This is a genomic window from Saccharothrix sp. AJ9571, assembly GCF_021725495.1.
Lineage (GTDB): Bacteria > Actinomycetota > Actinomycetes > Mycobacteriales > Pseudonocardiaceae > Amycolatopsis > Amycolatopsis magusensis.
The window spans coordinates 2,737,340-2,760,204 of sequence record NZ_CP091382.1 but is presented as its reverse complement, the minus strand read 5'-3'; the positions used below and the strand labels follow the sequence as shown (position 1 = coordinate 2,760,204).

The 22,865-nt window shown below is 70.2% G+C and carries 17 protein-coding genes; 8 read left to right on the top strand and 9 right to left on the bottom strand.

Features of this window, described 5'->3' with window-relative positions:
• From L3Q67_RS12190 to L3Q67_RS12180, 3 genes are read left to right on the top strand one after another with little or no spacing between them, the layout of a single operon-like run.
• Positions 1-486: a YbaB/EbfC family nucleoid-associated protein gene (locus tag L3Q67_RS12190; RefSeq protein ID WP_499189613.1), complete on the top strand. Its 486-nt coding sequence runs from the start codon at positions 1-3 to the stop codon at positions 484-486.
• A 10-nt stretch (positions 487-496) separates the two neighbouring features.
• Positions 497-1,978 carry a WXG100 family type VII secretion target gene (locus L3Q67_RS12185; RefSeq protein ID WP_499189612.1) on the top strand — a complete coding sequence of 494 codons (1,482 nt, stop codon included), beginning with the start codon at positions 497-499 and terminating at the stop codon, positions 1,976-1,978.
• Positions 1,971-3,224 (top strand): hypothetical protein, encoded by a 1,254-nt coding sequence (locus L3Q67_RS12180; protein ID WP_499189611.1) that lies wholly within the window; start codon positions 1,971-1,973, stop codon positions 3,222-3,224. The genes L3Q67_RS12185 and L3Q67_RS12180 overlap by 8 nt, the downstream gene beginning before the upstream one ends.
• A 10-nt stretch (positions 3,225-3,234) precedes the next feature.
• Here L3Q67_RS12180 and L3Q67_RS12175 read toward each other — a convergent pair whose 3' ends face one another.
• The gene (locus L3Q67_RS12175) at positions 3,235-4,158 is read right to left on the bottom strand and encodes a WXG100 family type VII secretion target (protein WP_499189610.1); all 924 of its coding nucleotides are present in this window, start codon (positions 4,156-4,158) and stop codon (positions 3,235-3,237) included.
• A gap of 165 nt (positions 4,159-4,323) precedes the next feature.
• Between L3Q67_RS12175 and L3Q67_RS12170 the strand changes: the two genes are divergently transcribed.
• Positions 4,324-4,845 (top strand): YceI family protein, encoded by a 522-nt coding sequence (locus L3Q67_RS12170; RefSeq protein WP_499189609.1) that lies wholly within the window; start codon positions 4,324-4,326, stop codon positions 4,843-4,845.
• 274 nt (positions 4,846-5,119) lie between these two features.
• On the opposite strand, the gene L3Q67_RS12165 is transcribed toward L3Q67_RS12170, so the two are convergent.
• The 5 genes from L3Q67_RS12165 to glf all read right to left on the bottom strand — a co-directional run bounded on the left by L3Q67_RS12165 (position 5,120) and on the right by glf (position 11,146).
• Positions 5,120-6,682, bottom strand: a complete 1,563-nt coding sequence (locus L3Q67_RS12165; protein WP_499189608.1) for a hypothetical protein — start codon at positions 6,680-6,682, stop codon at positions 5,120-5,122.
• A 64-nt stretch (positions 6,683-6,746) separates the two neighbouring features.
• Positions 6,747-8,345 (bottom strand): hypothetical protein, encoded by a 1,599-nt coding sequence (locus tag L3Q67_RS12160; RefSeq protein WP_499189607.1) that lies wholly within the window; start codon positions 8,343-8,345, stop codon positions 6,747-6,749.
• A gap of 20 nt (positions 8,346-8,365) precedes the next feature.
• The gene (locus L3Q67_RS12155) at positions 8,366-9,367 is read right to left on the bottom strand and encodes a decaprenyl-phosphate phosphoribosyltransferase (RefSeq protein ID WP_499189606.1); all 1,002 of its coding nucleotides are present in this window, start codon (positions 9,365-9,367) and stop codon (positions 8,366-8,368) included.
• Positions 9,364-9,927 carry a phosphatase PAP2 family protein gene (locus tag L3Q67_RS12150; protein ID WP_282770754.1) on the bottom strand — a complete coding sequence of 188 codons (564 nt, stop codon included), beginning with the start codon at positions 9,925-9,927 and terminating at the stop codon, positions 9,364-9,366. Before L3Q67_RS12150 ends, L3Q67_RS12155 begins: the two co-directional genes overlap by 4 nt.
• The gene (gene glf / locus L3Q67_RS12145; protein ID WP_499189605.1) at positions 9,920-11,146 is read right to left on the bottom strand and encodes a UDP-galactopyranose/dTDP-fucopyranose mutase family protein; all 1,227 of its coding nucleotides are present in this window, start codon (positions 11,144-11,146) and stop codon (positions 9,920-9,922) included. Before glf ends, L3Q67_RS12150 begins: the two co-directional genes overlap by 8 nt.
• Before the next feature lie 78 nt (positions 11,147-11,224).
• On the opposite strand from glf, the gene L3Q67_RS12140 reads away from it, so the two are divergent.
• Positions 11,225-13,189, top strand: a complete 1,965-nt coding sequence (locus L3Q67_RS12140) for a DUF6541 family protein (protein WP_499189604.1) — start codon at positions 11,225-11,227, stop codon at positions 13,187-13,189.
• A 183-nt stretch (positions 13,190-13,372) separates the two neighbouring features.
• Here L3Q67_RS12140 and L3Q67_RS12135 read toward each other — a convergent pair whose 3' ends face one another.
• Positions 13,373-14,260 (bottom strand): LLM class flavin-dependent oxidoreductase, encoded by an 888-nt coding sequence (locus tag L3Q67_RS12135; protein WP_499189603.1) that lies wholly within the window; start codon positions 14,258-14,260, stop codon positions 13,373-13,375.
• A gap of 79 nt (positions 14,261-14,339) precedes the next feature.
• Here L3Q67_RS12135 and L3Q67_RS12130 point away from each other — a divergent pair, with 79 nt between their 5' ends.
• Positions 14,340-15,155 (top strand): Cof-type HAD-IIB family hydrolase, encoded by an 816-nt coding sequence (locus L3Q67_RS12130; protein WP_499189602.1) that lies wholly within the window; start codon positions 14,340-14,342, stop codon positions 15,153-15,155.
• 823 nt (positions 15,156-15,978) lie between these two features.
• On the opposite strand, the gene L3Q67_RS12125 is transcribed toward L3Q67_RS12130, so the two are convergent.
• Together L3Q67_RS12125 and L3Q67_RS12120 are read right to left on the bottom strand one after the other, a co-directional pair.
• A complete protein-coding gene (locus L3Q67_RS12125) occupies positions 15,979-16,713 on the bottom strand; it encodes a lysophospholipid acyltransferase family protein (protein WP_499189601.1) in 735 nt (244 codons plus the stop codon).
• 43 nt (positions 16,714-16,756) lie between these two features.
• The gene (locus L3Q67_RS12120; RefSeq protein ID WP_499189600.1) at positions 16,757-18,412 is read right to left on the bottom strand and encodes a DUF8728 domain-containing protein; all 1,656 of its coding nucleotides are present in this window, start codon (positions 18,410-18,412) and stop codon (positions 16,757-16,759) included.
• A gap of 221 nt (positions 18,413-18,633) precedes the next feature.
• Between L3Q67_RS12120 and L3Q67_RS12115 the strand changes: the two genes are divergently transcribed.
• Positions 18,634-20,604, top strand: coding sequence for a DUF6541 family protein (locus tag L3Q67_RS12115; protein WP_499189599.1), 1,971 nt, complete (start codon positions 18,634-18,636; stop codon positions 20,602-20,604).
• A 66-nt stretch (positions 20,605-20,670) separates the two neighbouring features.
• Positions 20,671-22,593: a DUF6541 family protein gene (locus tag L3Q67_RS12110; RefSeq protein ID WP_499189598.1), complete on the top strand. Its 1,923-nt coding sequence runs from the start codon at positions 20,671-20,673 to the stop codon at positions 22,591-22,593.
• The last annotated feature ends 272 nt before the right edge of the window (positions 22,594-22,865 follow it).

The window sequence follows — 22,865 nt, the reverse complement described above, 5'->3', positions numbered from 1 at the left end:
ATGGGTGAGGCCGAGGCGCGGCTGGACGCCACCATCAAGGCGTTCGAAGAGCAGGCCGCGAAAGCTGGTGAGCTCCAGCAGAAGATCGGTGAGCTGCGTGGCTCGGCCCGCAACGCCGACGGTTCGGTGACGGTGACCGTCGCCCCGTCGGGTGCGGTGCTGGGCCTGCAGCTGGCCCCGCACGCCATGCGGAAGTCCCACACCCAGCTCCAGCAGGAGATCCTCGGCGCCATCCGGCAGGCCACGCAGCAGGCCGCGGCGCTGCTGGAGCAGACCGTGGAGCCGATCCTCGGCGACCAGGCGGAGAAGTTCAAGGAGGCCTTCAACGCCCACGCCGTGCAGCCGCTCGGGCCCAGCGACCCGCCGCCGCCGGAGACGCTGGCCGGGCCACCCCAGCCGGCCCCCCAGCGATCGGCGCCACCCCGGAACCGGCCACCGGCCGGCGACGTCGAAGACGAGGATTTCGGCGGGCCGATCTTGAGGTGATGGGGGCCAGATGACGGCGATGCGGGTGCACAGCGAGGCGCTGATCGCGCACAGCGAGGGGTCTCGGGACGCCTCGGACAACTTCGGGCAGCTCGCGAGCCTGCTCGAACAGGCCAGGGTGAGCGACGACTGCTTCGGCCCGCTCGGCGAGGTGATGGCGTTCAAGTACTTCGACGCCCTCGAGGAGTGCCAGGGCCTGGCCACCCAGGCGAAGTCCTTCTTGGACGAGATCTCCGGCAAGACCACGACGGCCGCGGAGATCTATGAGAAGAACGACTCGGCCACCAAGGACGCGCTGACCAAGATCGAGGCCGATGTGGACAGCGCGCCCGGCCCCGGCAGCCTGGCCGACCTCAACAGCGCCGGGGACGGCACCCGCAAGAGCTACTTCGAGCAGCACTCCGAGTACGGCAGCTCGGTGCTGAGCGCGGTCGGCGACGCCAAGCGCGCGAGCAGCCCGCCGGACGTGGCGATCGCCGCGGTCAACGCGCGCATGGAGCAGCTGCAGCTGGTCACCAGCCCCGGCCAGTCCTTCGTGGAGAACGGACTGGGTTTCCTGATCGGCATCGTGATCAGCCCGCTGGTGGAGTTCGTGCTCGAGCCGGCGATCGGTGATCCCGAGCAGATGCGCAGCACCGCCAAGGGTTGGGAGCAGGTGGCCCGGTGGGTCGACGAGGCCGGGGAGCACGAGAAGCAGCGCGCCGACGCCACCGGTGAGGCGTGGCAGGGCGAGGCGGGCGACAAGTTCCGCGCGCAGATGGGCGAGTTCGGCGAGGGCGCGAAGGCGTTCGCGAACGACCTGCGCGGGCTCAAGCAGATCCTGGAGATCGCCGCCGACCTGTTCGACGCCTTCGTCGAGATCGTCATCGACATCATCTCCGAGCTGGTGATGGGCCTGATCATCGAGTGGCTGGCCGCGCTGGCCGCCTCGTGGATCACCGCGGGCGCGTCGATGGCGGCGGCGGGCGCGGCCACCACCGCGCAGGTGGCCGGCACCGGCGCGCGGCTCGGCATGAAGGTCAAGATGCTGCTGGGCAAGCTCAAGCCGCTGATCGACAAGCTCGAGGACATCCTGCAGACGCTGCGCAAGGGTCCGCTCAACGACCTGGTCCGGCGCACCGAGAACCTGCGCGACGGCAACTGGTTCCAGAAGCGGCTGGCCGACCAGATCGACAAGAACCCGCTGGCGAAGATCGTCACCAAGGCGGATCCGCTGACCGGGGCGTCGAAGACCGGCAACCGGTTCGCCGGCCGCTACGGGCTCGGCGACGGCTCGGACGCGCTGACCGCGAACCTGGCCGAGGCCGGGCTGCGCGCGGCGGGCATGTCCGGCACCACCGCGGTCGGCAAGGCGGCGTTCCGCGGCACCATGGAGAACGTGCCGGGACTGGCGATGGAGCAGGGCATCAAGTACGGCTACGACCAGGCGTCGGACCCCTCCAGCGAGGAGGAACGCCGCGAGGCGACCGACCGCGGTTTCACGCTTGAGTAACTACCTGCACCGGACGCTGGGCGCGGGCGCGCACGCCCGCGCCCTCGTCTGCCGTCCGGGGGAACAACTGCTGTGGGCGGGTTTCGCGCGCACGCACTACTACGACATCAAGCGGCTGTCGCCGGTCGGCGAGCCGAAGGGCGGGGCGCTCGGGCGCGGGATCGCGAACTTCACCGGTGACGTGGTCTCCGAGATGCTCGGCGGCTCCGACGAAGGACGTGACAAACCGCCGCCCGCGGACGTGCTGGTGTCCGGGCCCGCCCCGGACTGCCTGGCGCACCGGTACCTGCGTGACCTGCCGTCGATCAGCCGGGTGCTGCTGCGGTTGTGGGTGCTGACGCCGGACCGGCTGGTCGTGCTCACCGAACGCCCGCCCGTCGTCGAAGAGCCGCCGGAACCAGCTCAGTCGTTGCTGGGCAAGGCTTCGCGCTTCGGCAAGGGGCTGGCGAAGTTCGGCAAGGACGTGGCCGCCATCGTCGCCGACAACCGCACGAAGTTCGGCGACAACCTCGAGGGCGAACCGGTGGCGCCCAAGGACTTCCTGCCCGCCGTGGAGATCCCGGCGGCGCAGATCGCCGGGACGTCGACGACCGAGCGCGGCGTCCGAGTGTCCCTTGTGGACGATTCTGGTTTCGAGTTCGTGCGTGGCGTGGCTGCGTCGAACTGGGAAATCCCGACCGCCGAGGCCGACCTGAAGATCGTCACCAAGGAGATCAGCGGGCACTGGCTGCGGTCCGGCGAACGGCTGGTGCTCGCGTGCGCCCCGATCAACGGCTACACCGGCGTCCGGCTCGGCGACGACCTCCGGCTGCCGCACGAACCGCTGGGCGAGGTGCCGGAAGTCAAGCTGGGCAAGCTGAAGTGGCCGCGCCCGGCGGAATGGACGCTCAGCACCCAGGGCGCCGACTGGACCGACGACCCGACCGTCGCGTTCTGGGCCCACGCCACCAGTCCCGGCCAGGACGCCGTCCGCTTCGCCGACCACCTCGCCCACACCCGCGGCGACGCACGGCTGACGCTGACCACGACCCGCGCGGCCGTGGTCTACCCGTCCAGCCTGCTCGCCGACGCGGGTGACGGCCCGTTCACCACGTTCTGCGAGGTGGACGCCTCGCGCGTCCGCCGGCTGTCCGCCGACCGGGTCGACCGCAGCGTGCCGTCGTCGCCGGTCATCCGGCTCGACTTCACCGACGGCTCCACACTGCTGGTACGCGACCCGCTCACCTCGCGACGCCTCGGCAGGTGAATGCGCAGGGTCATTCGCGGGCCAAGCCGAGGAACTCCTGCTGCTCGCGTTCGTAGCGCTGGGTGAGCCCGTTGCCGTAGCGGTCCCACCAGTTCTGCACCTGACCGCCCTGGCGGGTGGTGGTGTCGCCGTAGATCTCGCGGTCGTACTCCAGGCGCGTGTCGCGGAACTGCTGCTGGAACTCCTCTGAGGACAGTCCCTGGATGTGCTGGATGGTCTCCGGGGTCAGCGTGCCGCTGCGCACGATGTCGGCGCCCGCCATCGAGTTCAGGATCGCCTGCACCCCGCCGACGCCGCGCATGTGCGCCCCGGACATGATCGCCGCCTGGACCCCGGCATCGGTGAAGTTCAGTGCGCCCGCCTGCCGCGCACTGTCCGACATGTGCCGGGTGACCACGGCGATCTCCTCCGCGCTGCCCTGGCCGAACTCGCGCCGCGCCGCCATGATCTCGCGGTAGGCGGTGCCGTTGCCCTCGCGGAAGCCGTAGGCCTCCTGCCGCCCGCCCTGCTCCCCGGACGCGCCCTCGGACCGCATGATCGACTCCACCACGCGCGGGTCGAGCTGGTCGGCGTTGCCGCCCGCCGCGGCCCCGCCGCCGCCCTGTGCCTGCGCCTGCTGCACCTCGCCGTTGCCGCCGCCGTAGCCCTGCGCGGTGGCGCGGTCGGCGTCGTCGTAACCGTCCACTGCGGACTTCAGCTTCTCGGTGAGGTCCTCGATCAGGTTGACGAACCGGCTGAACCCGCTGACCAGCTGCTGCTGCATGCTCGCGTTGGCACCGGCGACCGAGCCGCCGATCTGCGCGAACGCCAGGCCGTCGAGCACCAGCCGGTCGAGGTCGCGGGTGGTCTCCATGGCCGTCGAGCCGAGTTCCCGCACCGTGCTGGTGATGCTGCGGACCTCGGCTGGCTCGATTCGGTACTCTCCTCCGGCCACGGCGACTCCTCTCGATCCGGCTGGGCAAGTCGAGAATTCACCAATTCCCGCCCGGATCGGACGGCCGAATTACCCACTGGGGCGGCGGCACATCAACCGATCGGCTGAGGGCCGTTCCACCGCCTCCCTGATGTTTGCCGGGGGTTTCCGGGACAGGATGGCGGTATGACGACCGTCGAACTGCCCGCACCCGGCACCTACCGCATCGATCCGGCGAAGTCGCAGGTGGGCCTGGCCGGGCGCCACCTGTTCGGGCTCGCCCCGGTGCGCGGCCGGTTCGCCATCCGCGCGGGCACCATCCAGGTCGCCGACCCGATCACCGACTCCCTCGCCGAGGCGTCGATCGACGTCAGCAGCTTCGACACCGGCAACAACCAGCGCGACAACGAAGTCCGCTCCCCGCGCTACCTCGATGCCAGCCGGTTCCCGCTCATCGAGTTCATCTCGGGCCGCGTGATCCAGAACAACGGCACCTGGAAGCTCACCGGCAACCTGACCGTCCGCGAGACCACACGCGAAGTCGCCCTGGACATCGAAACCGCCTCCCGCACCGACGACGGCTTCACCGTCCGAGCCCACACCAAGGTGAACCGCACCGACTTCGGCGTCACCACCCTCCGCGGCCTGGGCGGCAGCGTCTTCACCCTCACCCTGACCGTCACCGCACAACCCGCGCCCCAGCCCTGACCCGTCACGAATGTGGCTTTCGAGACATCCAACGTCCCGAAAGCCACATTCGTGACACCGAGGCGCCCACAGTGCCGTGAAAGCCACATTCACGGCACATTCCGCCGTGAAAGCCACATTCACGGCATCAGGCCCCCCACCCCCGACGCGACCGCCACCCGGGGCACCCACCGCGAGCAGCCGCCCAAAACCCCACCCCACCCCGGTCCACAGCCAAAACACGGCGAAGGCCGTAGTCACAATCAAAAACCGGGGCGGGGCCACCCCCGGCAACTCACCAAGGCTCCCCCACCGGCCGAGCATTCGCCGCACTGACCAGATACAACTGCTGCGTCCCCGACCAAGGCGAAGTGATCGTCCAGCTCGCCAGCGCCGTAGGTGGCGGGGCCTCGTGGGTCACTTCGAGTACCAGGTCGGTGTCCGCCGGGGCGAGGGTGTGGTCGAAGAACCGGAAGTTCAGGTCGATCAGCGCCTTGCCCAGTGCGCTCGCCCGGCTCTCGCTCTCCGCGATCGCCGGGCCGACGGCACCGCGGTCGGAGAACAGGTCGACGATCGGGCAGTCGCAGGCGTAGGCCAGCGCCCCGATCTCCCCCGCGCTGTGCACCTTCCGCCCCTGCGTGACCTGCGCCAGCTGCTCGCCGATCTCCAGGTACTGCTCGGACGCGGCGTGGTTGCTGGTCAGCGGCGCGTACTGCCGCGGCAACCCCGGCGCCAGGTACACCGCGACGGCCACCGCGGCCACCACCGCCGTGCCTGCCAGGCCGACGCCCGCGAGCACCCGCTGCCGGAAGGCCACACCGTCCACCGAAGCGACGGCCGCGGCCAGGAACACCGTCGTAGCGGCGATGCTGGGGCCGTAGTACCAGTGGTACGGCGGCACGTTCAGCCACGAATATGCCAGGTAGTGCGCGAAACCGGCCAGCGCGAGCACCCCGAACGGCAGGATCCGCCGTGCGGTGTCGCTGCCGCGCGTCAACAGCGCCAGCCAGAGCAGGCAGAGCACCGCGGCCAGCGCGACCGGCAGGAAGGACAGCACCGTCTGCGCCGGGTAGTCCTGGAAGTACAGCAGCGGGCCGTTCGTGAAACTCCACTCGCCCCACGACCGCTGCAGCGTCTTGATGATCACCGTGTCCGGCACGGCCGAACCCAGCGTGAACCAGCTGATGGTGAACCACGGCCCGGCCACCGCGAGCGCGGCGAAGAAGGTGCGCCAGATCCCGGTCCAGAACGACCGCCGCGCGACGAAGACGACCAGCGCCATCACCAGCAGGTCGAGCCGGATCAACGCGAGCGCGCCGATCACCACCCCGAGCGCCACCGGACGGCGTTCGGTCGCGTACACCAGCGCCCAGACCACCCCGGCGGCCCCGAGCGCGATCTCCAGCCCGATCGACGAGATCAGCAGCGGGTTGATCGTGGTCAGCGCCATCCCCAGCGGCGCGAACCAGGCGGGCAGGCCGATCCGCTCGCCGAGGCGGCGCAGGCCGAGTGCCAGCAGCACCTGCGCCAGCACGAACAGCACCGCGGCGGCGAACACCGCGTCCCGGACCACCACGGTCAGCGCCGCCAGTGACAGCACGTTCAGCGGTGAGGTCGCGGTGTTGGCCACGCCGTCCGCGATCAGCCCGTAGTGCCCGTGCAGCGCGAGGTTCTTCGCGTACGACAGCGTGATGTAGGTGTCGTCGATCAAATGGGGCTTGGCCAGCACGAACACCACGGCGGACACCGCGGCGGCACCGGCAGGGAAGGCCCAGAACCTGATCGAGCGCGGACCCGGTCGGCCGCCCGAGTCCGGCGGGGTGACGGACTCGGCTGCTTCGGCTAAGGCGCTACGCATCGCTGAAGAGTGTAACTCCTACTGTGACCCGTCCGTTATCTGCTCGATATCGAGTTCGGCGGACCTACGGCCGAGCGGCCGGGACCAGCGAAAAGTGCCCGACACCCTTCGCCGCCGAGTGGACCGTCCAGCTGTCCGGGCCGGTGGCCGGGCCGCTCGCGTACTTCAGCTCGTACTGGATCGGCTCCGGCTTGATCGACCGGTCGAAGAAGAAGTAGTTCACCCGCAGCGCGAAGCTCATGATCGGGTTGGCCTCGGCGATCCGCTTCTCCACCTTGTCCACCACGCGCCCGCGGTCGGAGAACTCGTCGACGATCTTGCAGTCGCAGTAGTAGGCCAGTGTGCCGATCTCGCCGGGGCTGGACACGGTCGCGCCGTTGAGCCGCTTGCCCAGCTCCTGGCCGACGCGTGCGTAGTCCGGCGCGCTCGCCCAGTTGCCGAAGATCAGCGGCGACTCCCACGGCACGCCCGGCTTGGCGACCACCGCGATGTTGCCGAGCAGCGCCAGCCCGACCAGGCCGAGCACCAGCGCGGGAGGCCGCGACTCGAGCCGCTCCTGCTCGCGCGAGCGGGCCAGCCAGAACGCCAGGATGGCGATACCGGACATGCTCAGCGAGACGAGCGGCGCGACGAAGTACCAGTGGTACGGGCCGACGCCCATCAGCGTGTAGACGCCGTAGTAGACCACCCCGCCGGCGCCGAGCGCGGCCAGCGGCCCGATCTTGAGGACCGTCTCTTTGAAGCCCTCCCGCCCGCCCTCGTTCTCCCAGCGCACAGCGAACCGCACGAGGAACCAGCTGACCAGCACGAACAGCCCGGCCAGGGCGGGCGCGAAGGCGATCGCGGTGACGATCTTGCGGCCGGTGAAGTACATCACCGGCCCGGTGAAGAAGCTCCACTCGCCGAACAGCCCGCCCTGCAGCTGCTTGATCACCAGCGTGTCCGGCACCGCCGAGCCGAAGGCGATCCAGCTGAACAGGTACCAGGGCCCGGCCACGGCCACCGCCGCGAGCACCGCCTTGACCAGCTTCCGCCGGATCGCGGCCGCGGAGAACGCCAGGATGAGCACGAAGACGACCAGGTCGAGCCGGGTCATCACGGCGAGCCCGGAGACCACCCCGAACCAGACCGGGCGGCCCTCCACGGCGAACACCGTGAGCAGGATCAGCACCGCCGGGATGAGCAGTACTTCGAGGCCGATCGCGGAGAGCACGAACGGGTTGAGCAGCACCACCGCGATGCCGAGCACCCCGGCGAACGAGGGCAGCCGCAGCGCGGCGACCAGGCGCATCCACGCCCAGCCGAGCACCGCGCCGGCCACCACGGTGACCAGGCCCAGCGCGATCACCGGGTGGGCGTCGCCGAAGATTCGGGTGAGCAGGGTGGCCAGCGCCAGCAGCAGGATGTTCAGCGGGGAGGTCGCCGAGTTGGCGTGCTCCCCGGCGATCAGGCCCCACTCGCCGTGCACCGCGAGGTTCTTCGCGTACGCCAGCGTGATGTACGCGTCGTCGGTCAGGCTGTCCTTGACCACCAGGAACAGCGCCGCGGTGGCGACCACCGCGAACACCGGCAGCCACCACGCCGCCCGCACGTGGTCGCGGACAGAGGTGCCCACCTCAGCTTCGTCCGAACCAGCCGAGATCGGCTCCACCGTCTGCCCCATCGACATGTGTGTCTTCCCGTTTACAGGTAGTAGGCCAAGCCGAGCGTGACGACCCACGCCACGCCGAGAACCTGCAGCACCCGGTCGCTGAGCGCGATCTCCTCCGGCTCACCGGCCTTGCCGCCGTCCACGTCCACCGCGTACCGCAGCACCGCGACCACGAACGGCACCATCGAGACCACCGGCCACACCGAACCGTCGGCGCGCTCACGCAGCTCGAAGGCCCACAGGCTGTAGGACATGATCAGGATGGCGGCCGAGGTCGCCCAGACGAAGCGCAGGTAACTCGCCGAGTACTTCTTCAGCGACGAGCGGATCTTCGCCCCGGTGCGCTCGAAGAGCATCACCTCGGCGTACCGCTTGCCCGCCACCATGAACAGCGAACCGAACGCGGTGACCAGCAGGAACCACTGCGACAGCGCGATGCCCGCGGCGACACCACCGGCGATCGAGCGCATCAGGAAGCCCGAGCCGACGATGGCCAGGTCGATCACCGGCTGGTGCTTGAGCCCGAAGCAGTAGGCGAGCTGCACCGCTTCGTAGACACCGAGCACGATGGCCAACTGGGGGCTGGCGAGGAAGGAGATCCCCAAGCCGACGCCGAAGAACACCACCGCCGCGCCGTAGGCCACCGGCACCGGCACGATCCCGGCCGCGATCGGCCGGTTCCGCTTGGTCGGGTGCGCCCGGTCGGCCTCCACGTCGATCGCGTCGTTGATCAGGTAGATCGACGACGCCACCAGCGAGAACGCCACGAAGGCGATGGCCGCGTCGAGCAGCACGTCACCGTTGCCGAACTGGGCCGCGGTGAACGGCGCGGCGAAGACCAGCACGTTCTTCACCCACTGGCGCGGGCGCGCGGTCTTCAGCACGCCCAGCGCGGTGCCCACCGGCCCGCGTGCCTTCGCGGGCGCGACCGGCTCCGGTTCCGGCGCGTCTTCGGCCGTCTCCAGTTCGTCGGACAGGACCGGCTGTTCCTCGGTCTTGGCCTTCTCGTCGGTTCGCTCGGTTGCTTCACTCATCTTTGTTTCAGCTTCCGTCGGATGAGACCGCCGACGACCCCGCCCAGTGCGGCTCCGGCGAGCACGTCCGTCGGGTAGTGCACGCCGAGCACGAGGCGTGAGGCCAGCATCGGCGGCACGAGTGCAGGCACGAGGTTACGCCCGGTCAATCCGGAGTAGAGCACCGCCGCCGCTGTGGTGGAGGTGGCGTGCGAGGACGGGAAGCTCAGTTTGCTCGGGGTGCCGACGAGCACCTCGACGCTCGGGTCCTCCGGCCGCGGGCGGCGGACCACCCGCTTGACCGCGATCGACGCGGCGTGCGCGCCGACCACCCCGGCCGCCGCGACCAGCCAGTCCTTGCGCCGCTTCTTGTCGACCGCGGCACCGACCAGGCCCAGCGCGAACCAGCCCGCGCTGTGCTCGCCGAAGTGGCTCAGGCCGCGCGCGGCCTTCACCGTGGCCGGGCGCTTGATCGCGCCCTGGACCTTGGCGAGCAGCGCGACCTCGGCCGCCGGCCGGTTGCGCGGGGCGTCCACGCGCGGGTCGGCGACCGCTTCCGGGCCGGACTTGTGCTCAAGCATCGAGCGACCCGTCGAGCGGGGCACCGTCGGTCAGGTGCGGCGCGATCTTGTTGTCGAACGCGGTCAGCGCCGAGCCGATCGCCATGTGCATGTCCAGGTACTTGTAGGTGCCGAGGCGGCCGCCGAAGAGCACGTTGCGCTCCTTGGCCTCGGTCTTGGCCAGCTCCCGGTACTTCTCCAGCTTGCCGCGGTTCTCCGGGGTGTTGATCGGGTAGTACGGCTCGTCCTTCTCGTCGGCGAACCGGGAGTACTCGCGGAAGACCACGGTCTTGTCGGCCGGGTAGTGCTTGCGCTCCGGGTGGAAGTGCCGGAACTCGATGATCCGGGTGTAGGGCACTTCCTGGTCGTTGTAGTTGATCACCGGCGCGCCCTGGAAGTCACCGGTGCCCACGACCTCGGACTCGAAGTCGACCGTGCGCCAGGTGAACCGGCCGGCGGAGTAGTCGAAGTAGCGGTCGAGCGGACCGGTGTACACCGTCGGCGTGCCCGCCGGGATCTGCTCGCGCACGTCGAAGTAGTCGACGTTCAGCCGGACCTCGATGTTCGGGTGGTCCGCCATCTTCTGCAGCCACGCGGCGTAGCCGTCGACCGGCAGGCCCTCGTAGGTGTCGTTGAACCACTTGTTGGTGAAGTCGTAGCGGACCGGCAGGCGGGTGATGATGTCCGTGCCCAGCGCCTTCGGGTCGGTCTGCCACTGCTTGGCGGTGTAGCCGCGGATGAACGCTTCGTAGAGCGGGCGCCCGATCAGCGAGATCGCCTTCTCTTCGAGGTTCTGCGCGTCCTCGGTCTTGATCTCCGACGACTGCTCCGCGATGAGCGCGCGCGCCTCGTCGGGGGTGTGCGACTTGCCGAAGAACTGGTTGATCAGCGCCAGGTTCATCGGCAGCGGGTAGACCTGTCCCTGGTACTTGCCGAACACGCGGTGCTGGTAGTTCGTGAAAGCGGTGAACTGGTTGACGTAGTCCCACACGCGCTTGTTCGAGGTGTGGAACAGGTGCGCGCCGTACTTGTGCACCTCGATCCCGGTTTCCGGTTCCGCCTCGGAGTAGGCGTTGCCGCCGATGTGGTCGCGGCGTTCGAGCACCAGCACCCGCTTGTCCAGCTGGGTGGCGGCCCGCTCGGCGACGGTCAGGCCGAAGAATCCGGACCCAACCACGATCAGGTCGTAACCGGCGAATTCGTGTTCAGTAATCTTGACGGGGTTCGTCTGCGCGCTCACGGGCGTCGAGGGTACTCACGTACCGGGGACGGACCGCGCCCCGCCCATCGCCTAGGCCGAATCACACCGTAGGAAGCCGTGCCAACACCGGATACGTTCTGGACCTCCCTGAGCACGATCAGTGTCTACCTGATCGTGCTGGCGGTGCCGGGCGGCTTGATCGGGATCGGCGCCGGCCTGCGGGGCTGGGCGCTCGCCGGGCTCGCCCCACTGTTCACCTACCTTTCACTCGGCTCGGCCGGGCCGTGGCTGTCCATGGTCGGCCTGCCGTACAACACCGCGACCGCCGCGGCCTTCTCCCTGCTGCTCGCGGGCATCGCCTTCGGGGCGCGCGCGCTGGCGCGCTCGCGCGGCTGGGTCTCGAAGGTCCCCGTGCCGCGCGGCCCGACCTGGAGCAAGCGCGCGCACGCCGCGGTCGTCGGCTGCGTGCTGCTGGCCACCGGGCTGTCGATGGTCGTCGTGCTCTCCGCGGCCGACGACGCCAGCTCGGTCTTCCAGCGCTGGGACACCGTCTACCACGCGAACGGCATCCGCTACATCGCCGAGACCGGCGACGGCTCGCTGGTCGGCATGTCGACGATCAACTGGTACCCCGACGGTTCCTTCTACCCGAACGCCTACCACCTGGTCGGCGCGCTGGTGTACTCGATCTCCGGGGCTTCCATCCCGGCCGCGCTGAACGGCATCACCGTGCCGATCGCCGGCATCTTCGCGCTGGCGCTGGTCGCCGCGATCCGCCAGTTCGGCGGGCGCGCGGCGTTCGCGGGCAGCGCCGCCATCGTCGCGGGCGCGGCCACCACCGGCGCCTACGAATCGGTGTCCAGCGGGCTGCTGCCGTTCGCGCTGGGCATCGTGCTGACCCCGCTGGCCGCGGTCGCGCTGCAGCGCTTCCTCACGCGTCCGGACGTCGAATCCGGCATGGTGTTCACCTTCACCATCGTCGGCCTGCTCCTGGCGCATTCGAGCGCGTTGTTCGGCGCCATCCTGTTCACCACGCCGCTGCTGCTGCAGCGCTGGTTCCGCCGCGAGGGCGTCTGGTGGCGCGACCTGCTGCGGATGGTCCCGGCCGGGCTCGCCGCGCTGGTGCTGGCGGCCCCGCAGATCCTCGGCGCGATCGCCTTCACCTCCAGCTCGTACCCGTACATCCCGTGGGCGTCGGACCTCCCGGTGTCCTCGGCGCTGGCGCAGCTGCTGACCTTCCGGCAGGTGCTGCAGGAGCCGCAGATGGTGCTGTGCGTGCTGCTGGTGGCCGGGATCCTGACCGCGCGGGCGCTCGGCTCGATGCGCTGGGTGGCTGTTTCCGCGTTGCTGCTGTCCGGGATGTTCGTGCTGGTCGCCTGCTACGGCGCGCTGCCGTGGGTGATCTCGTTCTCGCGGCCGTGGTGGAACGACCGGTACCGGCTGATGTCGCTGGCCGCGATCCCGCTGTGCCTGCTCGCCGCGCACGGCCTCGCCGAACTGCAGCGGCTGCTGGCGAAGGTGGCCGCCGGCTGGGACTGGGTCAAGGCGCGGCCGCGGCTGCCCGCCCGGATCGGCGTGGCCAGCGCGGTGCTGCTGGTGAGCGTGCTGGCGGTGGGCACGAACGGCTTCTACACCACGGCGAACGCGACAGCGGTGGCGTACGCGTACCACAACGGCCCGGAATCGGCGGGCCGTCCGGTGCCGGTCACCGACCTCGAAGTCGACGCCATGCAGGAGATGGGCAAGCTCGCCGTGCCCGGCGAGATGGTGCTCAACGACCGGCTGGACGGCACGGCGTGGCTGTTCGCGATCTCCGGGGTGCGGCCGGTGGCCGGGCACTACGACCCCGGCGTGGCCCCGCCGGACGCGACCTACCTGTCGAACCACTTCCGCGAGTACGCCACGAACCCCGAGGTGCGGGCCGCGGTCGAGCGGCTGAACGTGCACCACGTGCTGCTGGGCTCGGGCTCGATCAAGGTGGACGTGCTGCGGGCGCCCGGCCTGCGCGACCTCGACGGGCTGCCGTTCCTGGAGAAGGTCTACTCGAACCCGGACGCGATGATCTACCGCATCCTGCGCTGAGCTCCCCGTCGCTCGAAAAACGGGGAGACCTCCGTGTGACCGGGCCGCCCCTTGCCCGTCGGTGCCACACGGAGGTCACCTCGCCCCCATCACCCCCGGGGTGGCTTCATCCGCTGAAAAGATGACTCCCAGGAGTGGTAATCGGTTTCCTCCACGACCAAGTGTCACCCGATCGAGTGAACCTCACCCCGCCTGCAATCGCGGTAGCACGTCGGCCGCGACCTCTTCGAGCACCGACTCCCGCCCCTCGTACCAGCTGCTCGAGCGCGGCCAGTGCGACACCACGTCGGTGAACCCCAACTCCTGGGCGCGCCCGGCGGCCTCGGTGAAGGCGTCCACGCTGCTCAGCGAGTACACCGGGGCCGCGTCCAGGCTCAGGTAGCGGTCGATCGAGTTCCGGCCGCGACCGGCGGCGTCCAGCGCCTCGTCGAACTTGGCCACGGCCTCGGCGACCCCGCGCCACCACTGCTCGTGGTCGTCGGTCTTGCGGCCGGTGGTCACCCAGCCCGAACCGAAGCGGGCGGCCACCCGCATGGTCCGCGGCCCATTCGCGGCGACCAGGAACGGCAGCCGGGGCCGCTGCACGCAGCCGGGCAGGTTCCGCACCCCGCGCGCGGTGTAGTACTCGCCGGGGTAGTCGAACTTGTCCTGGGTCAGCAGGCCGTCGAGCGCCTCGACGAACTCGGCGAAGCGGTCGGCGCGCTGGCGGTCGGTCAATTCGGCCTCGCCGATGGCCACGGCGTCGTAGTGCGCGCTGGTCACCCCGGCGCCGACGCCGAGCAGCGCGCGGCCGTCGGAGATGTCATCGAGCGTGATCAGTTCACGCATGAACGGGACCGGGTGCCGCGCGACCGGGGAGGCGACCAGCGTGCCCAGCCGGATGCGTTCGGTGACCGTCGCGGCGGCGGTCAGCGTGGGGATGGCGCTGAACCACGGCCCGTCGACCAGGTCCCGCCAGCCGAGATGGTCATAGGTCCAGGCGTGGTCGAAGCCGTACTCCTCGGCCGCCCGCCACTTCGGTTCGGCCGCCCACCAACGATCTTCGGGAAGGATCACAATGCCTACGCGCACCAGCTCAGCGTAGGGGCGAAGCGGTGGGTGACCATGCCGGGTCGAGCCCGGATCAGGTGCACTCTGGAAAACTGGAGGTGTGGAGAAACCCCTGCTGATCGCCTCCGACATCGACGGCACGCTGCTCTCGCCGCTGGCCGAGCTCACCGCCCGCACGCTCGCCGCGATCCGGCGCGCCGCGGAGGACGGCGTGCCGGTGGTACTGGCGAGCGGCCGCCCGCCGCGCTGGATCCCGCCGGTCGCGCGACCGGCCGGGCTGACCGGTTACGCGGTGTGTTCGAACGGTGCGGTGATCTACGACATCGGCAAGGACGAAGTGGTCGAGATCCGGGGGCGGCTCGAGCCGATCCAGCTCAACGACTTCGCCAAGGAGCTGGAGAAGGCCATCCCGGACTGCCGCTTCGCCGCGGAACGCGTCGGCAGGCGGGCGGTCGACCCGGACACCCACAACTACGTCTACGAGACCGGCTACCGGAACCCCTGGGGCGACGGCGAAGGCCTCTCGGTGCCGCGGGCGGAGACGCTGGGGCACCCGGCGGTGAAGCTGCTCGTGCGGCACCAGGGCATGACCTCGGGCGAGATGGCCGAAGCCGCGGGCGCCGTGCTGGGGGACGCCGTGGACATCACCTTCTCGTCGAACGCGGGCCTCATCGAACTGGCCGCGCCGGGCATGACCAAGGGCAGCGGGCTGACCTGGGTCACCGACCGGCTGAACGTGCCGGCCGAGCGCGTGGTCGCCTTCGGGGACATGCCGAACGACATCGACATGCTCCGCTGGGCGGGGCACGGCGTCGCCATGGCCAACGCGCACCCGGCCCTGTTCGACGTGGCCGACGAAACCACCGCCCCGAACTCCGAAGACGGCGTCGCCCAAGTCCTGGAACGCTGGTTCTGATCGTGAGGCCGCGCCGATAACTGGAATGGACGCCGGGTCCGGCCCCCAAGGCCAGGACCGGGGCCCACTCCAGCCACCAGCTCAAAAGCGACCTCACCGTCTCGACGAAGCCAAGACCAACAACACCGCTACTCGCCACTCGTGAGGTCGCGCCGATGACTGGAATGGGCGCCGGGTCCGGCCCCCCAGGCCAGGGCCGGGGTCCATTCCAGTCGCCGGCTCAAAAGCGACCTCACCGTCTCGGCGAAGCCGAGACCAACAACACTGCTACTCGCCGCTCGTGAGGTCGCGCCGATGACTGGAGTGGACGCCGGGTCCGGCCCCCAAGGCCAGGACCGGGGCCCACTCCAGCCACCAGCTCAAAAGCGACCTCACCGTCTCGACGAAGCCAAGACCAACAACACCGCTACTCGCCACTCGTGAGGTCGCGCCGACGACTGGAATGGGCGCCGGGTCCGGCCCCCCAGGCCAGGACCGGGGCCCACTCCAGCCACCAGCTCAAAAGCGACCTCACCGTCTCGACGAAGCCAAGACCAACAACACCGCTACTCGCCACTCGTGAGGTCGCGCCGACGACTGGAATGGGCGCCGGGTCCGGCCCCCCAGGCCAGGACCGGGGCCCACTCCAGCCACCAGCTCAAAAGCGACCTCACCGTCTCGACGAAGCCAAGACCAACAACACCGCTACTCGCCACTCGTGAGGTCGCGCCGACGACTGGAATGGGCGCCGGGTCCGGCCCCCCAGGCCAGGACCGGGGCCCACTCCAGCCACCAGCTCAAAAGCGACCTCACCGTCTCGACGAAGCCAAGACCAACAACACCGCTACTCGCGGCGGGCGTCGAGGGCGGCGGCGGCTTCCGGGGTGGGGGCGGTGCCGCCCAGGTGGGCCGGCAGCCACCAGCGGTCGTCTTCGGTGGCCGGCTGGTCCGGGTACTCCGCCTGCACCTGCTCCAGCAGCGCGCTCATCCGCGCCCGCAGGTCCTTCGTGAGCACCTCGGCGTCCTCGTCGGGCTTCGGCTGGAACGGCTCGCCCGCGCGGATCAGGATCGGCACGTGCCGCTTCGTCAGCGTGCGCGGGCGCCCCTTCGTCCACAGGCGGTGCGTGCCCCACAGCGCCATCGGCACCACCGGCACCCCGGCTTCCGCGGCCATCCGCACCGCGCCCGACTTGATCTCCTTCACGGTGAACGACCGGCTGATCGTCGCCTCCGGGAAGACGCCGACCACCTCGCCTGCCCGCAGGCGCGCCACGGCCTCCCGGTACGAGCTCGCGCCGGCCGAGCGGTCCACCGGGATGTGGTGCATGCCGCGCATCAGCGGCCCGGCGACCTTGTTCGAGAAGATCTCCTGCTTCGCCATGAACCGCACCAGCCGCTTGGCCGGTTGCGCGCCCAGCCCGCAGAAGATGAAGTCCAGGTAGCTCACGTGGTTGCAGGCGATCACCGCCCCACCGGTGGCGGGGATGTGCTCGGCTCCGTCCACCCGAAGTTTGTTGTCCAGCACGCGGAACATCAACTTGGCCGCCAGCACGACGGGCGGGTACACGATTTCAGCCATACCAGTCAGGTTACGCGACCGTAGGTTACTGTCCAGTTCGTCATCACGGGCAGGGCACGTAGGTGAACCGCGGATCCAGGTCCAGCCGCTCGATCAACCGCGGCGCCTGCTCGGCCCGCGGGTACACCGCGATCCACCGGTCGGTGCCCTCGCGGCGGAAGGTCGCCACCGAGTACAGCGCCGCGTAGGCCGGGTCGGCCCCGCAGCGCTGGCGGTCGGCGTACCCGTTGCCGGTGGTCACCGCGAGCGCGGGCCGCCTGCCGTTGACCACGTAGTCGTAGTCGTTGGCGATGTGCCCGACCGGCCCGAGCGACTCGTCGCGGTGGCCTTCGCGGGCGATGTGCTCGTCGGTCAGCCCCAGCACGTCGACGACCACGATTTCGGTGCCCGCCCGGTAGGACAACGCGCCGTTGGCGTAGGTGCTGATCACCGTCCCCGGCGGCAGCCGGTCACCGAGCCACGAGCCGATCTCCTCCATCTGCGCGATCTTGTGCCGCCAGTCGTGCATCAGCGGCAGCGCCGCCGGGCTCATCGCGGAAACCAGGAACGACAGCAGGCACAACCCGAGCGCGACCGCGGGCACCAACTTCCCGCCCACCGGCTGGGTCCGCGCCCGCGGCGACGGCACGACCCCGGTCACCACGCCGTACGCGGCGACCGCCCCCACCGCGAACAGCACCGGCACCGGGGCCAGCAGCCGCCACGCGGGCATCCAGTCGCCACCGGCGTAGGTCATGAACAGCAGGTAGGTGAACCCGAGCGCGAACACCAGCCACACCGACGACCGCGCCCGGCGTTCGTCGTCGGTCATCTCCCGCCTGCGCCGCAGCAACGCGGTCACCGCCGCCACCGCGATCAGCAGGAAACCCTGGTGCACCAAGGCGAACGAGGACAGGTAGCGCCAGCCCTGCTCGAGTTGCCAGTCCAGCGAACCGCCGAGCTTGGCCGCCACCGCGTTCGGCACCAGGTGGCCGTAGTAGGTCACCCGCCAGGCCGTCCACGGCACCACGAGCACCAGCGCGCCCAGGGTGAACCCGGCCGGACCCCACCAGTTGACCCGCTTGCGCGCGGCCGCGTTCACCAGCCACAGCCCGGCGACCACGGCCAGCACCACACCGTCCGGCCGGGTCATCGTGGCCAGCGCGACCACCACCCCGGCGACCACCGCGCGCCCGGCGGCCAGCGCGTGGCACATGATCAGCGCGAGCAGGAGGAACAGCGGGGTCTCCAGCCCGGACGGGCCGTAGGCGGCGAGCCCGGTCGCGCCCGCGGTGAGGATCGCGGCGGCGACGCCCAGCCCCGGCGTCTCGGTGACGATCCGGTTCACCGTGGAGTACGCGGCGAGCACGCAGCCCAGCGCGCACAGCACGCCGAGCACCGCTGCGGTGTGCACGATGTCGAAACCGAAGAGCGTCTTCGGGATGGCGACCAATACCACCCAGAGGAAGTTCGAATAGCCCTCGACGCGTTCGCCCGCGTTGAACACCGGGCCGTGGCCTTCGGCGATGTTCTGCGAATACCGGAAACTGATGAACGCGTCTTCGGCGACGGTGGCGAACAGCAGTTGGTGAATCAGCGACAGGACCAGCGTCAGCGACAACGCGGCGACCCGCCACGCCTTGACCGCGTTGATGCGCCGCCAGCCGGCAAGCACACCGATGGCGAGCGCCAGCCAGCCGCCCAGCACTACGAAAACCACGACCCCACCCCTCCGCCAGCGACACCGGCCCCCATCCGGTGGGTCACGTAAAGGTATCGAACCACGCCCTGGAACGTTTCATTTCACCCGTTGGAGGCAACCGAGTCACCCGGCCGAGCGTGAACCGCAGGTATCGCCGATGAATCCGGGGTGTTTCGGCGACACTCGAATTCCGATTCCCGCCGGCACCGCCCGGCGGCCTCACCAGGTGCGGGTGTGCTGTGCCCATTTCGACTTCCGGCTGGTCCACGCTGTGGCCCGTCTGCGGTTTCCTGCTGGTGCTGTGCGCGCCGGGGTTGCTCGTCGGCGTGGCCGCGGGGCTGCGTGGCTGGCGGCTCGCGGGGCTCGCCCCGCTGCTCGGCTACGCCGTCGGCGGCATCTTCGGCCCGCTGCTGCCGTTGCTCGGCCTGCCGTTCAACTGGGCTTCGTTCCTCGTCTGCACGCTGCTGCTCACCGCGGTCGCCGCGGCCACCCGGCGCTTCCGCCGCCAGGAAACCGTCCACGAACGGGTGTGGACCGGTCGTGCGCATGTCGGCGTGGCGGCCTGCCTGCTGCTCGCGGCCGGGATCAGCGCGTACGCGGTCTACAGCGGGCTCGGCGGCATCAACGCGATCTCGCAGGGCTTCGACGCGCCGTTCCACGCCAACGGCATCCGCTACATCGCCGAAAGCGGTGACAGCGGCTTGTTCGGGCTGGGTTCACTGCACTGGTACGACGACGGGTTGTTCTACCCCAACGGCTACCACCTGCCCGCCGCGCTGGTCTTCCAGCTCACCGGCGCCGGCGTGCCCGCCGTGCTGAACGCGCACACCATGCTCTCCGGCGGGCTGCTGGCGCTGTCCACGGTGACCATGGTCCGCCACTTCGGCGGGCGCGCGGTGCTGGCCGGGGCGTGCGCGCTGACCACCGTCGGCGCCACGATGGTCACCTACGGCGCGTGGAGCAGTCCGCTGCTGCCGTACACCCTGGCCGTCGCGCTGACCCCGCTGATCGTGGTCGCCGGGCACCGGTACCTGGAGCGGCCCGCGCTCGACACCGGGCTGGTGCTCGCCGCGGGCGCGGTCGCGCTGCTGGCCATCCATTCCAGCGCGTTGTTCGGCGGCCTGCTCTTCGTGGTGCCGCTGCTCGTGCAGCGCTGGCGCACCGCGGGCCGTGACCTGCTCGCGTTGCTGCCGCTCCTGCTCGGGAGCGCGGTGCTCGCGCTGCCGCACCTGCTCGGCGCGCTGAACCTGGCCGGGAACTTCACCTACACCGGCTGGGCGGCGAACACCTCGCCCACGCAGGCCGTCGGCGAACTCCTGTTGTTCTCGCACAATTCACTCGACCCGCAGCTGCTGCTGGCCGGTGCCGTGGTGGTCGGGCTGATCGGTTTCCGGCGGCTCGGCGACCTGCGCTGGATCGCCGGTTCGGCGGCGCTGTTCGGGTTGCTCTACCTGGCCGTCGCGATCTCGGACCACCCGCTGGTGATGGCCATCGCGCGGCCGTGGTGGGACGACAAGTTCCGGCTGGTCGCGATGGCCGGGCTGGCCATGTGCGTGCTCGCCGGGCACGGCATCGCCGAGGTGCAGCGGGTGCTGCGCGACCTCGGCGGCCGGTTCGCGCCCCGGGTGGCCGGCGCGCTCGCCGCGGTGTTCGTGCTCGGGGGTTTCCTGGTGCTGTCGCAGGGCTCCTACCTGCGCAACAACGCCGACTACGTGGCGCTGACCTGGGGCAACACCGCCCGCAAACCGGGCGCGGTCGTGGTGGTCACGCCGCACGAGGCCGCCGCCATGCTGGAGCTGGGCAAGCGCGCCCAACCCGGTGAATGGGCGATGAACGACTGGTTCGACGGCAGCGTGTGGACCTACGCCATCGGCGGCGTCCGCACGGTCATCGCGCACGACGAACGCGCCGGGCGGCAGGCGGACACCGAGTTGCTCACGCAGCACTTCGCCGAGTACGAGACGAACGACCGCGTGCGGGCCGCGGTCGACCGCCGGAACCTGCACTGGGTGCTGGTCACGGCCAAGAGCGACGACGCGAACTCGATCCCGCGCTCCCCCGGACTGGCGCGGCTGGACGGCCTGCCCTTCCTCGAGGTCGCCTACCGCAACCCCGACGCCACGCTGTACCGGATCCGGCGCGGGGAGCAACCGGAGGAGACGGTCGCCGCGGCCGCATCCCCCGGTTCGGGTGAACCCGGCGCTGGCTAGGCTCCACCCCAGATTCAGCGCGGAACCACCTAGTCCGGGGGAAGTGTGCCCACCAGTACCAGCCCAGTGTTCGACGTCGTCACCATCGCGCTGTACGCGCTGGTCATCTTCCTCCCGGGGCTGCTGACCGGGTACGCGGCCGGGCTGCGCGGCTGGGTGCTGGCGGGCATGGCGCCGCTGTTCAGCTACGCCATCGGCGGGCTGGCCGGGCCGTGGCTGGCGGCCATCGGGCTGCCGTTCAACGTGCTGACCTTCGTCATCGCGACGGTGGTGTTCACCGGCATCGCGTTCGGCGTGCGCTGGTTCGTCTCGCGGCGGTCGCGCCCGGAGCCGGACGCGCCGCTCTGGGCCCGCAGCGGGCACCTCGCGGTCGTCGCGTGCCTGGTGTTCGCGGCGGCGGTCGGCATCTTCACCGTCTGGCGCGGGCTGGTCGAGCTGGACGCGATCTCGCAGGGCTTCGACGCGGTCTACCACGCGAACGCGATCCGCTACATCGCCGACACCGGAGACGGCAGCCTCTTCGGCACCAGCCAGACCAACTGGTACGCCGAGCGCGGCGGGCTGTTCTACCCGAACGCCTACCACCTGCTCGGCACGGTCGCCTTCCAGCTCAGCGGGGCTTCGATCCCGGCCATCATGAACGCGAACACGCTGCTGCTGCCCGGGTTGCTGGCGCTTTCGCTGGTCGCCGTGGTGCGCGAGTTCCGCGGGCGCGCGGTGCTGGCCGGTTCGGTCGCGCTGGTGGCCATCGCGCCGACCGCGGTGATGTACCAGTCGATGTCGCGGGGGCCGCTGCTGCCGTTCCTGCTGGGGCTGGCGCTGACGCCGCTGGGCACGGTCGCGCTGCACCGGTACCTGGTGCGGCCCGCGATCGACACGGGCATGGTGTTCGTGCTGGCGGCGGTCGGATTGCTGACCGTGCACTCGTCGACCCTGTTCGCCGGGATCGTGTTCGCGCTGCCGATGCTCGTCCAGCGGTGGCTGGTGGCCCGGGAGTGGCGGGCGGTCGGGCGGGACCTGCTGGCGCTGCTGCCGATCGGCGTGGCCAGCGTGGTGGTCGCCGCGATGCAGTTGTTCGGCGCGATCGGGCTGGCCAGCGGGGATGTGCCGTACTGGGGCTGGCCGAGCCAGGGCACCACGGCCACGGCGCTGGGCACGCTGCTGAGCTTCCAGCACGACATGCCGCGCCCGCAGATCTGGCTGGCGGGCGCGCTGTTCCTGGGTTTCCTCTTCTTCCGCCGCATGAACGAACTGCGCTGGATCGGTGGCACCGCCCTGGTCTCGGGCCTGCTGTACGTGGCGGTGTCCTCGTCGAACCACCCGCTGGTGATGGCGATCTCGCGGCCGTGGTGGGACGACCCGTACCGCTTCGTGTCGATGGCGATGGTGCCCTTGTGCGTGATCGCCGCGCACGGCCTGGCCCAGCTGGCGACGTGGCTGAAGGACGGGATTTCGCGGTGGCGCTCGCCTTCGTGGCTGGCGCCGGTGACCGCGGTGGTGGTGCTGGCGGGTTTCGTCGGCATCACGAACGGCCTGTACACCGGCTCGAACACCGGCTGGGTGACGCCGGGTTACGGCAACGGGCCGGGGGTGGACAAGCACAAGCTGGCGGTCAGCCCGGACGAGGCGCAGGCGATGCTGGAGCTGGAAAAGCGCGCGCAGCCCGGCGACTGGGTGATGAACGACCGCTTCGACGGCGGCGCCTGGGTCTACGCGATCAGCGGCGTGCGCGGCGTGGCGGGCCACTACGACCAGGCCCTCCCCCCAGCCGACGCCCTCCTGCTGGCCGACCGCTTCCGCGACTACGACACCGACCCCGCGGTCCGCGCGGCCGCGCAACGGCTGAACATCCGCTGGGTACTCGTCGGCCAGTACGGCTACCCGCCCGAAGCCACCCGGCAAAAGGGCCTGGTCGGCCTGGACTCGGAGCCCTTCGTAAAACTCGTATACCGAAACGCGGACGCCTCCCTCTACCAACTAACCCCCTAACCCACCTTCAGGCGCCCGAGCCCCCAACAGCCGAGCCCCACACTCAGGCGTCCGAGTCCCACACTCCTGCACCCGAGTCCCACACTCAGGCAAGCGAGTTCAACGTTCCGGCAGGCGAGTTCCACACTCGTGCAGCCGAGTTCGACCTTCGGGCGGCTGAGTTCCACATTCGAGGAACGTCCCGCGGGCCGAGTGCTCAAGGCGCCTGAGTGTGGAACTCGGCTGCTTGAGCGCAGGCCTCAGTCACGCGAATGCGGAACTCAACTACGCGA